We start from the raw sequence: 17924 nt of genomic DNA on the forward strand, positions 1-17924 counted from the left end.
TATGCCCAACCGCACGCCGCATGTGCTCTATGTTGATGACGACCCTGGCCTCGCCCGGCTGGTCGAAAAGGCCATGCAGCGGCGCGGCTTCGCCTTCAATCATGCCTCGAATGCCGAAGAAGGCCTGGCGGTCATCCGCGAGGGCGATATCGATGTGCTCGTGCTCGATCATTACCTGCCCACCGGCACTGGCCTCGACATGCTCGCGTCCCTCGCCTCGTTCGAGGACAAGCCGGCCGTCGTCTATGTCACGGGCTCTGCAGAAACCGCAGTGGCCGTTGCGGCGCTGAAATCGGGCGCCACCGACTATGTGCCCAAGACGCTCTCAGAAGAATTCATGGAGCTCCTCGTCGCGGCGATCGAGCATGCCATCGAGCGTGTAAAACTCAACCGCGCCAAGGCAAAGGCCGAGCGCGACATGCTCGAAGCGCGGGAGCGGGCCGAGATGCTGCTTGGCGAGGTCAATCATCGGGTCGCCAATTCGCTGGCCATGGTCGCGGCCCTTGTGGGACTTCAAGCGAATGCCGTCACCGACGCAGAGGCGAAAAGCGCACTGGCCGAAACCCAGGCCCGCATCCACGCAATCGCCGGCGTCCATCGCCACCTGTACACTTCGGACGACGTTCGCTCTGTCCAGGTCGCCGATTATATCAGTTCGCTGGTTGCCGAACTCGAAGCCAGCGTCCAGCTCGAAGGGAAGACAGCTGCGCTCAAGGTCGATGTCGAGCAATTTCCGATGCCGACAGAAAAGGTCGCCTCGCTTGGCGTGATGCTGACCGAGCTCGTCACCAACGCGCTCAAATATGCTTATACCGGCCGTGACCTGGGCGAAGTCCGTATCGCAATGCGCCGTACCGGGGAGCAGATCGAATTGCGCGTCGAAGACGACGGCATCGGCTGGAGCGGCACTGGCAAGCCGCAAGGCACTGGCCTCGGCAGCCGCATCGTTAAAGCCATGGCGCATAGCCTCGAGGCCACTGTCGCTTATGAAAATGCCGGCGGCGGCACGACCGTGCGGGTCACTTTCAGCGCCTGATTGCGCCTATTGCGGCTTTGGGTCATTCCCGCTCGCGCGGGAATGACGGATGCCTGGAATCAGGACGCGCCCAAACGCGCCGTCTTGCGTGCCGGAAGCTCTTCGTCGGCATAGCTGCGATCGCCCGCCCCGTCGCGCAGACGCGTTGGAAGCCCCATGACTTCGAGAAGATCGAGGAAGGGCACCGGCGGGAGTTCCTCGATATTGGCCATGTGGTGGCAATCCCATTCGCCTTTGGCAATGAGCATGGCCGCAGCGACGGCTGGCACCCCCGCCGTATAGGAGATGGCCTGGCTGCCGGTTTCGGCAAAGGTCTCTTCGTGGTCGCAGATGTTGTAGATCAGCATTTCTGCGGCTGCGCCACCGCGGTGACCCTTGATAAGGTTGCCGATAAAGGTTTTGCCGGAATAGTCCGGGGCGAGCGACGCTGGATCAGGCAAAACGGCTTTGACAACCTTGAGCGGCACGATCTCCTGGCCTTCGGCCGTCACAACGGGCTTCTCTGAGAGCAGCCCGAGGTTTTTGAGAACGGTGAAGACGTTGATGTAGTGCTCGCCAAACCCCATCCAGAAGCGGATGTCGGGCACCCCGAGATTGGCCGAAAGCGAATGGATTTCGTCGTGGCCGGTAAGATAGGTCTTGTGCGTGCCAACGACCGGCAGGTCATCGGTTCGGCTGACCTCGAACATGGCATTGGCCGTCCACTGGCTCCGCTGCCAGCTCCACACAGTACCGGTGAATTCGCGGAAATTGATCTCCGGATCGAAATTGGTCGCGAAGTACCGGCCGTGGCTGCCGGCATTAACATCGATTATGTCGATCGAGTCGATCCGGTCGAAATAATGCTGGGCGGCAAGCGCGGCATAAGCATTGACGACCCCCGGATCGAACCCCGCGCCGAGTACGGCCGTGATCCCCTTGCGCTCGCATTCGTCGCGATGCGTCCATTCATAATTGCCGTACCATGGCGGCGTCTCGCACACCTTGGATGGGTCTTCGTGGATGGCCGTGTCGATATAGGCGGCACCGGTCTCGACACACGCGCGCAGCACAGACATGTTGAGGAAGGCCGAACCAGCATTGAGGACGATCTGGCTCTTGGTGCGCAGGATCAGGGCCTTGGTCGCCTCGATATCCATGGCGTCGAGCGCGTGCGCAGCGATCAAACCGGGCCGTTTGAGGCCCTTACGATCCAGAATACCGGCAATGATCGCCTGGCATTTTTCGATTGTGCGGGAAGCAATGTTGATGTCGCCGAGGACATCGTTGTGCATGGCAGCCTTAACGGCGGCGACCTGCGCGACGCCCCCTGCCCCGATAATGAGAATGTTCTTTTTCAATTGGCACGAAACACCTTTTTGGAGGCGGACAATTCCAGGCCCCCCTCAGGAGAGGCTGGAGACATAATCGGCATAGCCGAATTCTCGAATGAGCTCGACCTGGCCATTGAGGCGGCGGATGGCAATGGCGGGCATCTGCACGCCGTTGAACCAGTTCTTCTTTACCATCGTGTAGCCCGCTGCATTGAGCAGCGACACTCGGCTACCAACGCGCAAAGGCTCGGGAAAGTCGAACTCCCCAAAAATATCACCAGCAAGGCATGACTTTCCGGCAATGACGTAGCGATGCGGTCCACTATCCGGCGCGACGGCAGCGCTCTGGCGATAGATCAGCAGATCGAGCATGTGCGCCTCGACGGCGCTGTCGACGATCGCGATCGCTTTGCCGTTGTCGACGACATCGAGGACGGTGGTTTCAAGCGTTGCCGTTTCGGTCACGACGGTATCGCCCGGCTCGAGATAGACCTGCACCCCGAACTTTTCAGAAAAGGCGCGGAGGCGAGCGGCCAGCGCCTCGATGGGGTAGCCAGGCTTGGTGAAATGGATGCCGCCGCCGAGGCTCACCCAATCAACCCGGGCAAGGTGCGATCCGAGCTTTTCCTCGAACTGGTCGAGCAGCGCTGAAAACGCCTCGAGCGAGTCGTTCTCGCAGTTGCAATGGAGCATGAAGCCGGAGACGCGATCCATCACCGCTTCGATCCGCTCCACATTGCCTTCGCCCAGGCGGCTGAACGGACGCGCGGGATCGGCAAGATCGAAATGGGAATGACTGACGCCGGGATTGACCCGCAAGCCGATCGGTAAGTGCGCTGCCTTATCGCCGAACCGTTCGAGCTGGCTGATGGAATTGAAGATCATCTTGTCGGCCTGCGCGACCGCCTCGTCGATCTCCGCATCCGACCAGGCAACCGAATAGGCATGCGTCTCGCCGCCGAATTTTTCGCGGCCGAGCTTCACCTCATTAAGCGACGACGAGGTCGTGCCGTCCATGTGGGGGGCGATCTGCGCGAAGGTCGACCAGGTGGCAAAGCATTTGAGCGCCAGGAGGCACTTCGCGCCAGACGCAGCCCGCAGCCGATCGACCAGCGCCAGGTTACGCGCCAGCGCCGTTTCGTCGATCAGATAATGGGGAGTCGGCAGGTCCATGCGCGGGCATCTCCGGGAGGAACCGGCCCACGCCGGCAGAAACAGGAGGCCTGGATGTAAAGCCACTGTCAGCTTATCGCAAGGCTTGGGACCGAAGACCTGCCATGACCCAACAGGAATGAGCCCCTGGACACGGGTCCAGGGGCGTCATCGGGGCCACCGATTTGGAGGTCGAGATCGGTGGCGCGATTTCAGTCGCCAGTGGTCGGGGAGAGCGATTCGGTGACGCACATGGTCTTGTCCTTGAAAGCGCAATGATCGGGCGCAGCAGCGAACGACGGGGTGGCGACGCCGGCAACCATGACCGAGGCGATAACAAGCGCGAAAATCTTCTTCATTTGGTGTCTCCGTGTTTTTGTTGACGAGGACACATTGCGCCGCGTGGATTGCGGCTACATTGCACAGAGAAACAATTATCTATTTAAATCATGAACTTAGCGCAATGTACTGGCAATGTACATGACCCAAACATTGCGGAAGGTAAACGCCAGTTGACCTATAAGCCGGGTTCTGTAGGGCCGCGTTGCCGCGACGTGGTGACCATTCATCTGAAGCGCCTGTTGCCAGGACGCTCGTGCAACCAACCCGGATGACATGGCCTCAAAACCGGCTGGGGCAGAACCCCGCGTCATCCCTATTTGGTCTTGCTCCCGGTGGGGTTTACCGTGCGGCCCCTGTTGCCAGCGGCCCGGTGCGCTCTTACCGCACCCTTTCACCCTTACCCCGGCGAACCGGGGCGGTTTGCTTTCTGTGGCACTTTCCCTGGGGTCGCCCCCGGCGGCCGTTAGCCGTCACCGTGTTTCGAAGGAGCCCGGACTTTCCTCCGGCATGAGGTTACCCTCATGCCAGCGGTCACCCGGTCAACTGGCGCGCCGATGTAGGGGCGAGGCCCGGCTGCCGTCAAGCCGTAAGAAGCGTTTGAGGCTTGGGTTTGGTAATCGCCTGATAGGCAAGGTTGATCGCTGCCATGCGGGCGGTGGCAACATCGATCAGCTCTTCCGGAACGCCCTTGGCGATCAAGCGGTCCGGATGGTGCTCGGCTACGAGCCGGCGATAGACACGCCGCACTTCTTCGGGCGGAGCATCGTGGGAGAGGCCGAGGACAGTGTAAGGATCAACGCCGGCTTCCAGCATCACATGCTGGGACGCGATCTGCTCGAAGCGCACTTCGTCGAAGCCGAAGATCGAGCTCACCGAACGCAGATAGTCGAGCTCGGCTTCGTGCACCAGGCCATCGGCCGTGGCGATGAAAAACAGACCATCGAGCACATGCTCGAGCGTTTCGGGCGTGTTGGCAAAAAAGCGCGCGACCTTGCGGGCATAGGCTTCGTAGCCGGCGACGTCTTGCTTGGCGAGGTTGAAAAGGCGCTCGACCTGCGGCTCCTGACCCTTGGTGATCTCGACCGTCGCATTGAAGGCACGGACTTCCGACGCTGTGACGGCGCCGTCGGCCATGGCCATCTTGGCTGAGAGGGCAATCAGGGCGAGCGTAAACGCTGCCTCGCGGCCCCCCGGGAGCCAATTGTCCGGATCGAGCAGATCGGCGACATGACCGACAAAGCCGGTACGGCGCGAGAAGGAGCCGAAAAAATTCGACAGCTTCTGCCACACATCCCGGTTTTCTTCGGCCTTGCGCACGCAGCACAACATCTGACGGTCCTCGACAAGGGTCTATCCTGAAAGAGCCAGCAGATTATCTGCCGTGGAGCCGGCGGTCCATGCCCTCACGCGCATGGGAGCCGTCCGCAGGTCAGGTGTCAGAATGGCAGATAATAGACTTCGTCATCATTGCTCGGGAGCCGGCGGATCGCGCGATCGCCACTGGGCACCTGATCGAGCCAGATCCCGCCTTCGTTGTAAACCGGCTCGGGCGGCGGCGCCTGCTGGACGTTGTAGGTCGCCGAACTCTGCTGGCCGCGGCGCGCGAGGAAGTCGCTGAGCGGACCCGATTCCCAATCCTGGAGGTCATCAGAGGTGATGATCTGGTCTTGCGGCTGAATGACCGGCGCGGACGGCAGCGCCGCTTCATCGACGATGAGCGCGGGTTGGTTGGTCGCGAGCGGCACGGTGACCGGCCGGGGCCGCATGGAGAGCGGCATGGGGATCGGCGCCTCGCGCGTGGGGGGAAGTGCCGCGACCTGCTCGGTTGCAGGCGGCGTAGAAGCGAGCGTCACCGGCGACGGGGTTGCCGCGGTGGCCGGCTGCGTAGCGGGCGCGGCAGGCGTGGTTGGAGACGGCGTGGTCGCCTGCCAGGCAGTAGTCGCTGGTTTGGCAACAGCAGCAGGCTTTGCCGTCGACTCGCCACCAGTGATGTAGCTCGGCAGCGGCTTGCCGGACTGAACAAACGCATCGACGGCGGTGCCGGTCGAGGCGGTGGTGATCTCGGGCCGCGTCTGCGGCACCGGCGCTGATGGCTTGGGGGCCGCGGCTGTCGGCTTCGGATCGACCGCGGCCGTCTGAACCACAGGCTCCGCAGCTGCATCGACAACGGCGAGGCTGGCATTGGACGGGCCGGCAAATGCCGCGCTCAGATAATCGGCGGCAGGAATGCCAACGACGAGTAGCGCCCCGGCCCAGGCAAGGCCATTGCTCAATCGGCGATCGATTTTCATCAGTCCATTAGGCTCCGCATTGCGTCGCAATTGATCGGGCGATCAATGCAAACATGGTGGCCATTTTATGAACCACCTGTTCACAAGCTATTGCGAGTCGCCTGAACGGAGCCTGAACGTCATCTCGGTCGGCGTCCGAGGAGCCGTGCCAGCGCCAAGACCAGATTGGCCCGGTTAAGCGTATAGAAATGGAATTCGGTGACGCCCTCGTCGAGAAGTTCGGTCACCTGTTCAGCCGCCACCGCCGCTGCGACGAGCGCGTGCGTTTCCGGATCATCTTGCAGGCCTTCGAACCGATCGGCCAGCCAATCGGGTATGGAAGCGCCGCATCGCGCAGCAAAGCCCGAAATCTGCTTGAAGCTGTGGATCGGCTGAATGCCCGGCACGATCGGCGCCGAGATACCTGCCTTGCGGGCGCGTTCAAGGAAGCGCAGATAGTCCGCATTGTTGAAAAACATCTGCGTAATGGCACGATCGGCACCGTTGTCGATCTTGCGCTTGAGGTTGTCGATGTCCTCGTCCCAGTTGGCGCTCTGTGGGTGCTTTTCGGGATAGGCGGCGACGGAAATGTCGAAATCGCCCAGCTTGCGGATACCGGCCACAAGGTCCGCCGCGTTTTGATAGCCCTCAGGATGCGGCGTAAACGGCTGGCCGATGCCTTCCGGCGGATCGCCACGCAGCGCCACGATACGATTGACGCCTACGGCCTCGAAGCCGCGGATCACGTCGTTGATCTCGGCCTTGCTCGCACCCACGCAGGTCAGGTGGGCAGCGGCTGGCACGCCGGTGTCGGAGGTGATGTGACGTACCATGCGTAGGGTGCGCTCGCGCGTCGAGCCCCCTGCCCCATAGGTGACCGAAACAAAGCGCGGCCCGAGCGGGGCGAGCTTGTTGATCGATTCCCAGAACTTTTCTTCCATCGCATCCGTCTTGGGCGGGAAGAATTCGAAGGAAAGCTGGAGGTCGGGACGCTTGTCGGCAACGAGCCGGCTGGCGCGGAGATGGTCTTCGATCATTCTGTCTTTCCAATCTTTTGACGCTCGCCGAGGTGCCAAAGGCACACTGTCAGGCCGCCATCCATGTTCTTGGCCGGAAATTCACGCACCGAGCGAACTTCGAGGCTCGCCGCTTCCGCCCATCCGGTCACCTGTTCGCGCGACAGGCCAAGCCGCCGATGGGCGTGGTCGGTGCGCAAGAATTCGAGATTGTGCGGGGCGAAATCGACGATCAGCACTTCGCCGCCGCTTTTCAGCAGGCGCCGCGCCTGCGCCAGCATTCGGCCTGGATCGTCGAAATAATGCAGCACCTGGTGAATGACGAGGACATCTGCCGGGCCTATTGCCGGATCGAGCCCACCAATATCGCCAAGCCGCACCTGCGCATGGCTGATGCCGGATGCCGCCAGGCGCGAGCGGGCGACCGCGAGCATCTCCCGGCTCGAGTCGATGCCGATGGCGCGCTTGTAGACCGGCGCCAGAACCTCAAGCATGCGCCCGGTGCCCGTCCCCAGATCGACCAACAGATCGACCACCCGGCCGGCCAGTGTTTCGAGTATCGCATGCTCCACGGCGTCTTCGGGCACGTGAAGGGTCTTCAGCAGATCCCAGCTCTCGGCCACCTTGGCAAAGTAGGCGGCAGCGATCGCCTGCTGCGCCGCAATGGCTGCTGCCTGACGATTGCGGTCGCGCTCACGTGCCGGATCACTCGGATCAATGCGGGCGACGAGCCAGCGCGCCAATTCCGCGCCATGTCCGTGGGGCGCGAGGCCATAATAGGCCCACGCCCCTTCGGCATGACGCTGTATCAACCCCGCATCAGCTAGCAGCTTTAGGTGGCGCGAGACGCGGGGCTGGCTTTGATCGAGAATTTCGGTAAGGTCTTTGACCGAATGGTCGCCATCGGCCAAGAGCGCGAGGAGCCGCAAACGCGTGCTCTCTCCCGCTGCCTTCAAAACCCCGACCAGATCCGCCACGTCCAACTCCGCTAGATATAAAGATATCTTTATATCCGCTCGCGCGGCGGGTCCAGTAAAGTTTTTACGTCTTCCAGCGCTAAGCGGTCATCGCCTGCCGATCTTCCTGGCTAGCAGCATGGCGCTTGCGGAACGAGTGAGCGCGCCAGAGCTCGAAGATATTGCGCGCCTCTTCTTCCTCGAGCGCCTCGAAGCGGCTCGTGACCATGCGCTGGTGATCCTCGGTCGGCAGGTCGCGCCAGGGCAAGGTTGGAGCGATCGCCCCAAAAAGGTCCGGCTTGAGGCCTGCGGCGCGCAGGGCAACCGTCACCGCGGCATAATCCTGGCTCGCGAGCCATTTGACCACCGTTTCCGGCCCGACACGCAGCATCACGGCCATCGCCGCCGCAGCGTGGTGCCCATAACCGAAGCGGGCGAACCGGGCCAAAGCACGGTCATCGAGCTGCTTGCGGTCGGCCAGGGCGCGAACCTGATTATAGGCAACCTTCCATTCCTGTGCATTGAACCCAGCGCGGTTGCGCATGCGCTTATAGACGACCGCATTGACCTTGCCGGCGGTGATGGGATCGAACCGTCCATCGACCTCGCCCAGGGTTTCGAGCACCTTATCGGCCACCGAGTCGATCTCGCCGCGCAGCGATTTCCAGTCGATCTCGGCGCGGTTGCGCAGGTCTTCCGCGATCGCCGCATCGCTGGTCGCGCGCGCCACCAGCTTTTCGAGTGCCGCCTTGCCGATTTCGGCATTGGCATTGCGTACGAGCTTGATGACCGATGCGGTGTCGCCATGTTCGACAATCGCCTCGCCGACACGTTCGGTGACGGTGGCGCGACCGGCAATAGCCAGACGATGGGCCTCGGAATGCTTTTCGATGATGTCGATCAGGTCGTCATCGCTGAGCACGTTGGAAAATTCGAGCAGCGGCCGTGCGACCTCGATATCGTCATTGGCGAGCTTGACCACGACCGTGCCGGGGGCCCTTTGCAGGGGCGCGAGGATTTTCGCAACATGGGCACGCGCTTCGACCTCGACGAGTTCGGCGAGGAGGCATAGCGCCTCGTCATATTGGGCGACCTGCTCGTCCTCGCACCGATCGGAAACGAAGCTGAAGAGCTTGGCCATGTTGCGGAACAACTGGTCCCGCTCCGAATGGCTGTCCTCGCCATTCAGGACCCGAAAGCTCGCAAATGCACGGCGGCCTTCTTCGAATTCACTCATAACCCACTCCGGCGAGGAAACGCATCGAAATGGCACGTTGCGCGGCAACTCGCTTGAGAGTGCTGAAGGCAATGAAGAGCAATTAAGTCAAATTGCCGAAATCCTAACGCATTAAAAAACCCCGGAGATTTTTCTCCAGGGTTTTCGCACCCTCGTATCTATCCGGATGCCTAGCGGAGGTCGAACCGATCCGCGTTCATGACCTTCACCCAGGCCGCAATAAAGTCCTTGGTGAAGCGCGGTTGCGAGTCGGTCTGCGCATAAACTTCGGCAAAGGCGCGCAACTGCGAATGCGATCCGAAGATCAGATCGACGCGTGTCCCGGTCCACTTGAAGGCGCCGCTGGCGCGGTCATGGCCCTCATAGACGCCTTCTTCGCCCGCCTTGGGCTGCCAGACGGTGTCCATGCTCAATAGATTGAGGAAGAAGTCGTTAGTCAGCGCTTCGGGCCGCTCGGTGAGAATACCGTGGTCATTGGTGCCGATCTTGAGAACGCGCAGGCCACCGACGAGCACGGTCATTTCCGGCCCGGTCAGGCGCAAAAGGTGCGCCTTGTCGACCAGCGCCTCCTCCTGCTCCATGAAGCTGCGCGCCTTGTTATAATAATTGCGGAACCCATCGGCCCGCGGCTGCAGCGCCTGGAAGGAAAGAACGTCGGTCTGCTCCTGCGACGCGTCCACCCGGCCCGGCGTGAAGGGTACGGTGACCTCCTGCCCGGCCGCCCGCGCCGCCTTTTCGATGCCGACGCCGCCAGCAAGCACGATCAGGTCGGCCAGCGAAACCTTCTTGCCGCCGAACTGCGCCGCATTGAAATCCGCCTGCACGCCTTCGAGCTTGGACAAGACAGTCGCCAGCTGAGCCGGCTTGTTGACCTCCCAATCCTTCTGCGGGGCAAGCCGGATTCGTGCGCCATTGGCGCCGCCGCGCTTGTCCGAACCACGATAGCTCGCGGCCGAGGCCCAGGCCGTTCCCACGAGTTCGGCAACGGACAGGCCGGTATCGAGAATCTTCTGCTTGAGGACGCTGACGTCAGCGTCGTCGATCAGCGGATGATCGACAGCTGGGATGACGTCCTGCCAGATCAGGTCTTCCGCCGGCACTTCCGGGCCGAGGTAGCGAACCTTGGGGCCCATATCGCGGTGGGTCAATTTGAACCAGGCGCGGGCGAAAGCATCGGCGAACTGGTCCGGGTTTTCGAGGAAGCGACGGGAGATCTTTTCGTAGATCGGGTCGAAGCGCAGCGAAAGGTCGGTGGTCAGCATGGTCGGGCGATGCTTGCGCGCCGGATCGAACGCGTCGGGAATGACGTGATCGTCGGTCTTCGCCACCCACTGCTTGGCGCCGGCCGGGCTGGTCGTGAGTTCCCACTCATACTTGAAGAGGTTCTCGAAGTAGAAGTTGCTCCAGGTCACCGGCGTCTGCGTCCAGGTGACTTCGAGACCCGAGGTAATGGCATCCTTGCCGACACCCGTGCCGAATGAGCTCTTCCAGCCAAGGCCCTGGTCCTCGAGATCGGCGCCTTCCGGTTCGGCCGCGATCAGTGACGGATCGCCTGCACCATGGGTCTTGCCAAAGGTGTGTCCGCCCGCGATCAGCGCCACGGTTTCTTCGTCGTTCATCGCCATGCGGGCAAAGGTTTCGCGAATATCGCGCGCCGCCGCGACCGGGTCGGGATTACCCGCGGGACCTTCGGGATTGACGTAGATAAGGCCCATCTGCACGGCGCCGAGCGGCTCTTCGAGCTGGCGTTCGCCCGAATAACGCGAATCGCCGAGCCAAGTGCCTTCCGGACCCCAATAGAGTTCTTCCGGCTCCCAGACGTCGGCGCGGCCACCGGCAAACCCAAAAGTCTTGAAGCCCATCGATTCGAGCGCGACATTGCCGGTCAGGATCATCAGGTCGGCCCAGGAAATCCGGTTGCCGTACTTCTGCTTGATCGGCCAGATGAGGCGCCGCGCTTTATCGAGGCTGGCATTGTCCGGCCAGGAATTAAGCGGGGCAAACCGCTGCTGACCCATTCCGGCGCCGCCGCGCCCGTCGGTGATGCGATAGGTGCCGGCGCTGTGCCAGGCCATGCGGACGAAGAGCCCGCCATAGTGACCGAAATCCGCCGGCCACCAATCCTTGGAATCGGTCATCAACGCATGGAGGTCAGCCTTGACCGCCGCAAGATCGAGCTTCTTGAATTCCTCGGCATAGTCAAAATCGGGGCCGAGCGGATTCGAAAGCGAGGAATTGGCGTGGAGCTTGCCGACGTCAAGGGAAGTCGGCCACCAGTCGCGGTTGCTATGCCCGCGCCCGCGGCCCTTGCCGCCCTGACCGCCATGATCGACCGGACACTGGCCGCCGGAGGCTTGGGCGTGGGGATCGGTTGATTGCTTGTCGTCCATGGTGGGCTCCTACGTGCTGCTAACGCGGGTTATATTCAGGTGACTTCCATTAGGCCAATCGATAAATCTTTCCCTGCCGATAGGAGGAGCTTATCGTGACGGTCACCCTCAAGCAAATGAGATACGCCATCGCTGTGGCGCGAACGCGACATTTCGGACATGCCGCCAACGAATGCGCCGTTTCCCAGCCTGCCTTATCCCAGCAGATCATGATGCTCGAAACCGTATGCGGAACACCGCTCTTTGATCGGCTCAGATCCGGCGTGCGGCTAACCCCCTTTGGTCGCGACTTCGTTGAACTCGCCAAGGCGGCTCTGAGCGCATCCGAAGCGCTCGATGATTTCGCGCTGCGCCGCAAGGGCAAGCCCAACCGCCCGATCCGCTTCGGGCTCATCCCCACGGTAGCGCCCTATCTCCTGCCCGAGATTTTTCCCGCGCTGACCGACCACCTGCCGGACCTCAAATTCATCGTCAGCGAGGCGCGCACCGAAAGCCTCCTCGAAGGCCTTGGCGATGGCAGTCTCGATATCGCCCTGATTGCCTCGGATCCGCCCGCTGGCGGTCCGCGGCTCGTCACGGCGCTGCTTTTCGAAGACGCATTTGTGCTCGCCACCCCGAGCGCCGAACCGACTTCGGAGCCCGTATCGCTCGAAAAGCTTCCGCCCGATCGCATCCTGTTGCTCGATGAAGGCCACTGTTTCCGCGATCAAACGATTTCCGCCTGCCGGCTCGAAGGCGAACGATCGACCCGCACCTTCGCAGCCACCTCGCTCTCGACCATCGTCGAATTCGTGGCCAACGGCCAGGGCGTTACCCTCCTGCCCCAGATTGCCCTGCGTAAGGAGGCGAGCGATCCACGCATCGCCGTCCATCGCCTCGACGATCCCCATGCCGGGCGGCAACTTGCCCTCGTCTGGCGCGAGGGAACGCCTCTCGGCGAAACATTCGAGGCCATCGGCGATGTCATTCGTAAAAGCCGGCCAAACGCGCAGGCATAGGGCGAACGACGCTCAGGCCCCGCGGGCGAAGTTCCGCTGCCGAAAACTATCGTAGGAAAAAACGGCCAGCGACAGCCAGATCAACGCAAAGCTCAGGAGCCGCGTCGCGTTGAGATGTTCGCCAAAGAGTAGAACAGCGACCAGAAACTGGATCGATGGCGCCAGATACTGAAACATGCCGATCGTTGTCAGCCGCAACCGCCTTACGCCATAGGCAAAGAGCAGCAGGGGAACCGCGGTGGCCGGTCCGGTCAGGACGAGAAGACCCATCGTCATCGGATCGGCATGCGGACCCAACCCATTGCTCGCGATATTGAAGATCACGTAGCCCAGCGCAAATGGCGCCGCGACCACGGTTTCGGCAAACAGCCCCGAAGCCGGGCCCGAAGGCGCCGTCTTGCGGAAGAATCCATAAAAGCCGAAGGTCAGCGCCAGGCTGATGGCGATGAACGGAAATTTGCCGAGCCCAACGGCTTGGATGGCGATTGCGACCACGGCAATGCCGATCGCGATCGTCTGCAAGCGATTTTGCCGCTCGCCTAGAATCAGCATGCCGATGGCGACGTTAACCAAGGGATTGATGAAGTAGCCAAAGCTTGCTTCCAGGACCTGCCCCGTCTCGACCGCCCAGACATAGAGCAGCCAATTGATGACGAGCAGCGTCGTCGCGAGCGCGATGATCCGGAATGTTTTCCAGTCGGTCAGCAGGCGCCGCACTTCCTGGAAACCACTGCCAGAAGCCAGGATCACCGCCAGCAGGACGAGCGAAAACAGCGTCCGCTCGGCAACGATCAGCACCGAGCCGGCGGCTTCAAGCACGTGGAAGAGGATCGGCAGAAACCCCCAGAAGAGATAGGCGCCAAGCGCCGCTACCACGCCTTTGCGGGTCTCATTGGGATCGGCAGGGAGGGGCGTCGAGACGGGCGCGACGACGTCTGGCGCCTGTTCGGGCAAGGTCATGGAAGAACTCCGCTCCACCTGGAGCGCCGTCCACACCTAGCAAGCCACCACCCCGTGGACCAATGATAGTTTGTGATCGAGAGGTCCCGCTTTGCTGATGGCAAACGGCCAACCTTTTGCCGCGCCGCTGCGTTTGGCTATGGGTCCGCGAAGCGCGGACCGGATCAAAGAACATGCAGGAGCTGCAGATGAAAAAGACCGTTACCTGGATTTTGATCGCCGATGGCACCCAGGCCCGTGTTCTCGAACACAATGGCCCTGGCAAGGGCCTGTCGACCATCAAGGATCTCGATTGGTCAATCGAGCCGCTCCAGAGCCAGGATATCGACAGCGATAAGCCCGGACGCGGCCATTCTTCCGCCGGCTCGGCGCGCTCATCGATGGAACCCAAGACCGATCCGGCGCAGCACCGGGAAGCCGAGTTCGTGCGCTCGGTGGCCGCCGTGCTCGACAAAAAAGCCAAGGAAGGCGCCTTTGACCGCCTCGTCGTCGCGGCAGCGCCGATCGCCCTCGGCAATTTCCGCAAGGCCATGTCCGATCACGTCAAGAAGGCGATCGTCGCCGAACTCGACAAGGACCTGACCAACCTGCCGACGCCCAATATCGACAAGCATCTCGACGGCATCATCGCCGTCTGACGGAAAAGGCCGGAGCGAACCTCCGGCCTTTTCTTTTTTTGCCTTCAGGCATTTACCCGCTTATCCAGATTAGACTGTGGAACTCACTCGGGCGGCACTTCTTCGCTCTCTTCATCCACATCGAACTCGCCTTCGTCGCCAGCCAGAGCATCGAGGAACTCCTCGAGCATGCGGTTGATCATCTCCGGCTGCTCGATGCTCGGAATATGCGCGGCGCCCTCGAGCACAGCGGCAAACGAATTCGGCATGGTCTCGGAAAGGTGCTCGTGCCGCTCGATCAAGGCCGTGAAATCTTCGTCGCCGACGATCAGCATTGTCGGCGCAGTCACCTGACCGACGCGCGACCAGGCATCCGGCTCGTCCTCGATCTGCGTTAGGGCCGGCTTGGTCAGTGCCTTGGCATTCATGTCGAAAAACAGCTCGCGCACCGCGCCGCCGACCCGCCCGCTCTGCGCCCGCGGCCCGTCGAGCCATTCATGCGCCTGCACCTTGTTCATCATTTCGAGGTCGCCGCGCTCCCAGGCGTCTTCCTCGACCATTTCGATGCCGCGCTCTTCCTCTGTCGCACTCCAAGGCGCTCCGGTGATCGAGGTTCCGATCAAAACGAGCCCGATCACCCTGCCGGGATGGCGCAGGGCGAAATCTACCGCGACACCGCCTCCCAGCGAACAGCCGACAAAAATGGCGGCATGAATATCGAAGGCGTCCAAGACCGCTTCGAGATCGTCCACATGGCTGAACGCCTCGTCAGCGCTGGTGCTGTCGCCATAGCCGCGCCGGTCATAGGCGATCGCATGCCAGCCGTTTTCGGCCGCAACCCGCATCTGCTCATGCCACATGCGATGGTCGCAAACCCCGGCATGGAGAAAAACAACCGGCAAACCGTCCCCGGTCTCGACCCCAATAAGTTCGGCACCATCGAGCTCGATGGCAAATTCGTCCATTACCACGCGCAGATTTCCGTGTCGGTTGCGTCGCTTTCCCAGCAGGCGCCGTCATCCTCGGAGCGATAATAGGTGCCCGGCAGCGGCACGGAACGGCCGCCCGCCTCGAAGACTGCGCTCGCAAAACCCTTGCCGTCCTCTTCAATCCACATTTCGAAGGTCGGCTTGCCCTCGGCCTCGATCCGGAAACTGCCGGCATCGTCGAGCCGCTCGAAGACGCAGTCATATTCGCCATCGTCGGTCGTAAAGCATGTCGCGTCCTTGGCAAGGACCGCCGGCGCGATACTCATGCCGAAAAGGAGGGTAGCCGCTAAAACAGCAAATTTCATTCGAACACCGAAGCACAGAATTTCGTATCGTTCCGAAGGGCCCGCCAGCAGCCGGGTTGACCCGGGAGTGGCTCGAAAATGCCAAGTTCAACGGGCCGTTGGCCCGGCGTCGCATCGGCCGGTATGCGGTAGCCGAGGCCCTCATCGTCGTCTGTCAGTGCGAAAGCGAACACCTGGCCATCGGGCAGACCGAAGGTCAGCCCGCCACCGTCCGTCGCCACATCGCAATCGAAAGTGTCGTAATCCGTCAACGAGCATTGGCCCTTGTCGGCCGATGCCGGCGTCGCGAGGGCAAGGCTGACCACCAGCATCGCCCCCGTGAACATTGTCTTCATGCATTCCCCCAGAACGCCAATTCAGTCCCGAGCCCAAGGCTCAGGCTCTTGAGCTTATGGCAGAAAGCACAATAAGCCCAATGGGTTTTATCGTGCATCGGAGGCAATGGTAAAGCCGTCAGGCGCTTTATGATCAGGCCCCGGCGCGCGCCAGCAGCGGGGAGAGAGCTCGTTCGACATCCTGCGGCGAATAGGGCTTCATGATCACCGCATGGTCTTGCCACTCCGGTGGCAGTCCATCACGGCCATAGCCGGTCGCGAAAAGCAGCGGAATGCCGCGTTGCGCCAGGATTTCCGCAGCCGGAAACACTGTCGTGCCGCCGATATTGACATCGAGAATGGCCGCATCGACCTCGCCCACGGCCTGCGCCTGGGTCACCGCCTGGTCGAGCCGCATGGCCTGGCCGACGACTTCGCAACCGAGGTCGGCAAGAATGTCTTCGAGGTTGAACAGCACCAGCGTTTCGTCTTCGACCACGAAAATGCGGCGTCCATCAAATTTACCCAAGGGTCAGCTCCCGAGCGAGGTAGGCGGCCGGCGGTATGACGAGGCGCGCAGAAAGGCCGGCAGGCTGGTAGCGCAGGTCAAGCTGCCCTCCCAGTTCGCCGGTGACGACAGTATCGAGCAGGCGTGAGCCGAAGCCCCGGCGTGCAGGCGCAATAGCAGGCGGACCGCCTTCCTCGCGCCAATCGATGACGAGATTAGTGGCTTCATCAGACGACCAGTTCACAGAGAGCTTGCCCTCGGGCACAGAAAGGGCGCCATGGCGAATGGCGTTGGTTGCCAGTTCATGAAGCAGCAGCGCCAAGGCAATCGTCGCCTTCGAATTGACCACGAGACGCGGACCTTCACAGCTAATCTGGCCATCGCCATAAGCACTAAGCTCCTGGACGACCAGGCAGCCGATTTCGGTGTCGTGCCAGTTGCGATCGCTCAGCATGTTATGCGCCTTGGCAAGCGCGGTGATCCGCGCCTGAAAGGCGTCCCGCGCCGTGGCGGGATCGGCTGTGCTGCGCAGCGTCTGGCTGGCGATCGATTGCACGGTCGCCATCGTGTTGTTGACGCGGTGATTGAGTTCATCGATGAGGATGCGTTGCCGCTGCGTGGCACGCACGGCCTCTGTTCGATCCATGCCTTGCACGAAAACACCGGTAATGGTGCCATCGGCATCGCGGATCGGGTGATAGGTAAAGTCGAGGAAGGTTTCTTCCGGCGGCTTGCCTTCGGACCGCACCAGCATGACGCGGGCACCTTCGGCCTGATGCACATAGCCCTCGCTGAACACGCGATCGAGGAGCTCGATCAGTCCCTGCCCCCGGATTTCCGGCAGCGCGTCGGCAACGGTATGACCGACCACGCTTCGGCCGCCGACGAGGCGCAGATAGGAGTCCGACGCAAAGGTGAAAACATGCCGAGGCCCCGAAAGCACGGCAAAGAATGCCGGCGCCTGCTGGAAAAGCCGGCGGAAATCGGCATTTGACGCTTCCGCCTCACGGGTACGCTCGATCAGCTGCGTCTCGGCAGAAAGCGCCGTGAAGGGCACGGTCGATGCTGCGCGCATCCGCGCGATTTCTGTTACGTCGACGGTATTTTGAAGCACATAGCGAACACTACCGCCCTCGTCGAGGACCGGCACATGGACGGCCGTCCAAAAGCGCTCTTCCATTTCGCCTTCGGCACTTCGAGCGATCGGATAGGCAAGATAAGGCAGCGTGTCCGGCTTGCCGGTTGCCATCACCCGATCGAAGGACTCGCGCAAGCGCCGGCCACTTTCTCCAGAATTGGGAAACAGGTCGAACAGGTTTTCGCCGAAGATGTCACTGAGCTCGCGCCCCACCGTTTCGAGATACGCGCGGTTGGCGGTGACGTAGCGGAGTTCTTTGTCAAGAAGCATGAATGGGCTGGGCAACACATCGAAGATGCGTGCGAAATCGACCTCATCCATGCGTCAAAACCCCATAGCGACTGCGAGCCGACTTGCGACCCGCATCCTTACAAAACGCGAAA

At 61.7% G+C, this 17924-nt stretch carries 18 protein-coding genes and 1 other RNA gene; 3 read left to right on the forward strand and 16 right to left on the reverse strand.

From position 1 onward, the window contains the following. Window position 1: 1 nt before the first annotated feature. Window positions 2-1036, forward strand: coding sequence for a histidine kinase dimerization/phosphoacceptor domain -containing protein (locus tag VW35_RS05930; protein ID WP_046142060.1), 1035 nt, complete (start codon window positions 2-4; stop codon window positions 1034-1036). Window positions 1037-1095: 59 nt separating this feature from the next. Here VW35_RS05930 and VW35_RS05935 read toward each other — a convergent pair whose 3' ends face one another. From VW35_RS05935 to katG, 10 genes are all read right to left on the reverse strand, one after another. Then, window positions 1096-2376 (reverse strand): saccharopine dehydrogenase family protein, encoded by a 1281-nt coding sequence (locus tag VW35_RS05935; RefSeq protein WP_046142061.1) that lies wholly within the window; start codon window positions 2374-2376, stop codon window positions 1096-1098. A 45-nt stretch (window positions 2377-2421) separates the two neighbouring features. Then, window positions 2422-3522 carry a carboxynorspermidine decarboxylase gene (gene nspC, locus VW35_RS05940; RefSeq protein ID WP_046142062.1) on the reverse strand — a complete coding sequence of 367 codons (1101 nt, stop codon included), beginning with the start codon at window positions 3520-3522 and terminating at the stop codon, window positions 2422-2424. Window positions 3523-3713: 191 nt separating this feature from the next. Then, complete coding sequence (locus VW35_RS21505) at window positions 3714-3860, reverse strand: hypothetical protein (RefSeq protein WP_161796863.1); 147 nt, start codon at window positions 3858-3860, stop codon at window positions 3714-3716. A 145-nt stretch (window positions 3861-4005) separates the two neighbouring features. Next, an RNA gene (rnpB, locus tag VW35_RS20550) (RNase P RNA component class A) lies at window positions 4006-4390 on the reverse strand. Between the two features lie 32 nt (window positions 4391-4422). Further along, window positions 4423-5160 carry a J domain-containing protein gene (locus tag VW35_RS05945; protein WP_244465836.1) on the reverse strand — a complete coding sequence of 246 codons (738 nt, stop codon included), beginning with the start codon at window positions 5158-5160 and terminating at the stop codon, window positions 4423-4425. A 119-nt stretch (window positions 5161-5279) separates the two neighbouring features. After that, complete coding sequence (locus VW35_RS05950; protein WP_046142063.1) at window positions 5280-6134, reverse strand: hypothetical protein; 855 nt, start codon at window positions 6132-6134, stop codon at window positions 5280-5282. Window positions 6135-6253: 119 nt separating this feature from the next. Further along, window positions 6254-7150, reverse strand: a complete 897-nt coding sequence (gene metF / locus VW35_RS05955) for a methylenetetrahydrofolate reductase [NAD(P)H] (protein WP_046142064.1) — start codon at window positions 7148-7150, stop codon at window positions 6254-6256. Continuing rightward, on the reverse strand, window positions 7147-8106 hold the full coding sequence (locus VW35_RS05960; protein WP_244465837.1) for an ArsR/SmtB family transcription factor: 960 nt from the start codon (window positions 8104-8106) through the stop codon (window positions 7147-7149). The genes metF and VW35_RS05960 overlap by 4 nt, the downstream gene beginning before the upstream one ends. Window positions 8107-8185: 79 nt before the next feature. Then, window positions 8186-9322: a DUF2336 domain-containing protein gene (locus VW35_RS20460; RefSeq protein ID WP_052951531.1), complete on the reverse strand. Its 1137-nt coding sequence runs from the start codon at window positions 9320-9322 to the stop codon at window positions 8186-8188. Window positions 9323-9492: 170 nt separating this feature from the next. Beyond that, entirely contained in the window at window positions 9493-11712 is a 2220-nt protein-coding gene (katG, locus tag VW35_RS05970) for a catalase/peroxidase HPI (RefSeq protein ID WP_046142066.1), read from the reverse strand. 95 nt (window positions 11713-11807) lie between these two features. On the opposite strand from katG, the gene VW35_RS05975 reads away from it, so the two are divergent. After that, complete coding sequence (locus VW35_RS05975) at window positions 11808-12710, forward strand: hydrogen peroxide-inducible genes activator (protein WP_052951532.1); 903 nt, start codon at window positions 11808-11810, stop codon at window positions 12708-12710. Window positions 12711-12722: 12 nt separating this feature from the next. Here VW35_RS05975 and rarD read toward each other — a convergent pair whose 3' ends face one another. Continuing rightward, entirely contained in the window at window positions 12723-13670 is a 948-nt protein-coding gene (gene rarD, locus VW35_RS05980) for an EamA family transporter RarD (protein WP_052951533.1), read from the reverse strand. 188 nt (window positions 13671-13858) lie between these two features. Here rarD and VW35_RS05985 point away from each other — a divergent pair, with 188 nt between their 5' ends. Continuing rightward, complete coding sequence (locus tag VW35_RS05985) at window positions 13859-14308, forward strand: host attachment protein (RefSeq protein ID WP_046142545.1); 450 nt, start codon at window positions 13859-13861, stop codon at window positions 14306-14308. An 83-nt stretch (window positions 14309-14391) separates the two neighbouring features. On the opposite strand, the gene VW35_RS05990 is transcribed toward VW35_RS05985, so the two are convergent. From VW35_RS05990 to VW35_RS06010, 5 genes are all read right to left on the reverse strand, one after another. Continuing rightward, entirely contained in the window at window positions 14392-15252 is an 861-nt protein-coding gene (locus VW35_RS05990) for an alpha/beta fold hydrolase (protein WP_046142067.1), read from the reverse strand. Beyond that, on the reverse strand, window positions 15252-15581 hold the full coding sequence (locus tag VW35_RS05995; RefSeq protein WP_046142068.1) for a hypothetical protein: 330 nt from the start codon (window positions 15579-15581) through the stop codon (window positions 15252-15254). Before VW35_RS05995 ends, VW35_RS05990 begins: the two co-directional genes overlap by 1 nt. After that, window positions 15578-15916: a hypothetical protein gene (locus VW35_RS06000; RefSeq protein ID WP_046142069.1), complete on the reverse strand. Its 339-nt coding sequence runs from the start codon at window positions 15914-15916 to the stop codon at window positions 15578-15580. Before VW35_RS06000 ends, VW35_RS05995 begins: the two co-directional genes overlap by 4 nt. A gap of 133 nt (window positions 15917-16049) precedes the next feature. Continuing rightward, window positions 16050-16424 carry a response regulator gene (locus tag VW35_RS06005; RefSeq protein ID WP_046142070.1) on the reverse strand — a complete coding sequence of 125 codons (375 nt, stop codon included), beginning with the start codon at window positions 16422-16424 and terminating at the stop codon, window positions 16050-16052. Continuing rightward, the gene (locus tag VW35_RS06010) at window positions 16417-17862 is read right to left on the reverse strand and encodes a PAS domain-containing protein (RefSeq protein WP_046142071.1); all 1446 of its coding nucleotides are present in this window, start codon (window positions 17860-17862) and stop codon (window positions 16417-16419) included. Before VW35_RS06010 ends, VW35_RS06005 begins: the two co-directional genes overlap by 8 nt. Window positions 17863-17924: the final 62 nt, after the last annotated feature.

The organism is Devosia soli (genome assembly GCF_000970455.1).
In the GTDB taxonomy this organism is placed as follows: Bacteria; Pseudomonadota; Alphaproteobacteria; order Rhizobiales; family Devosiaceae; genus Devosia; species Devosia soli.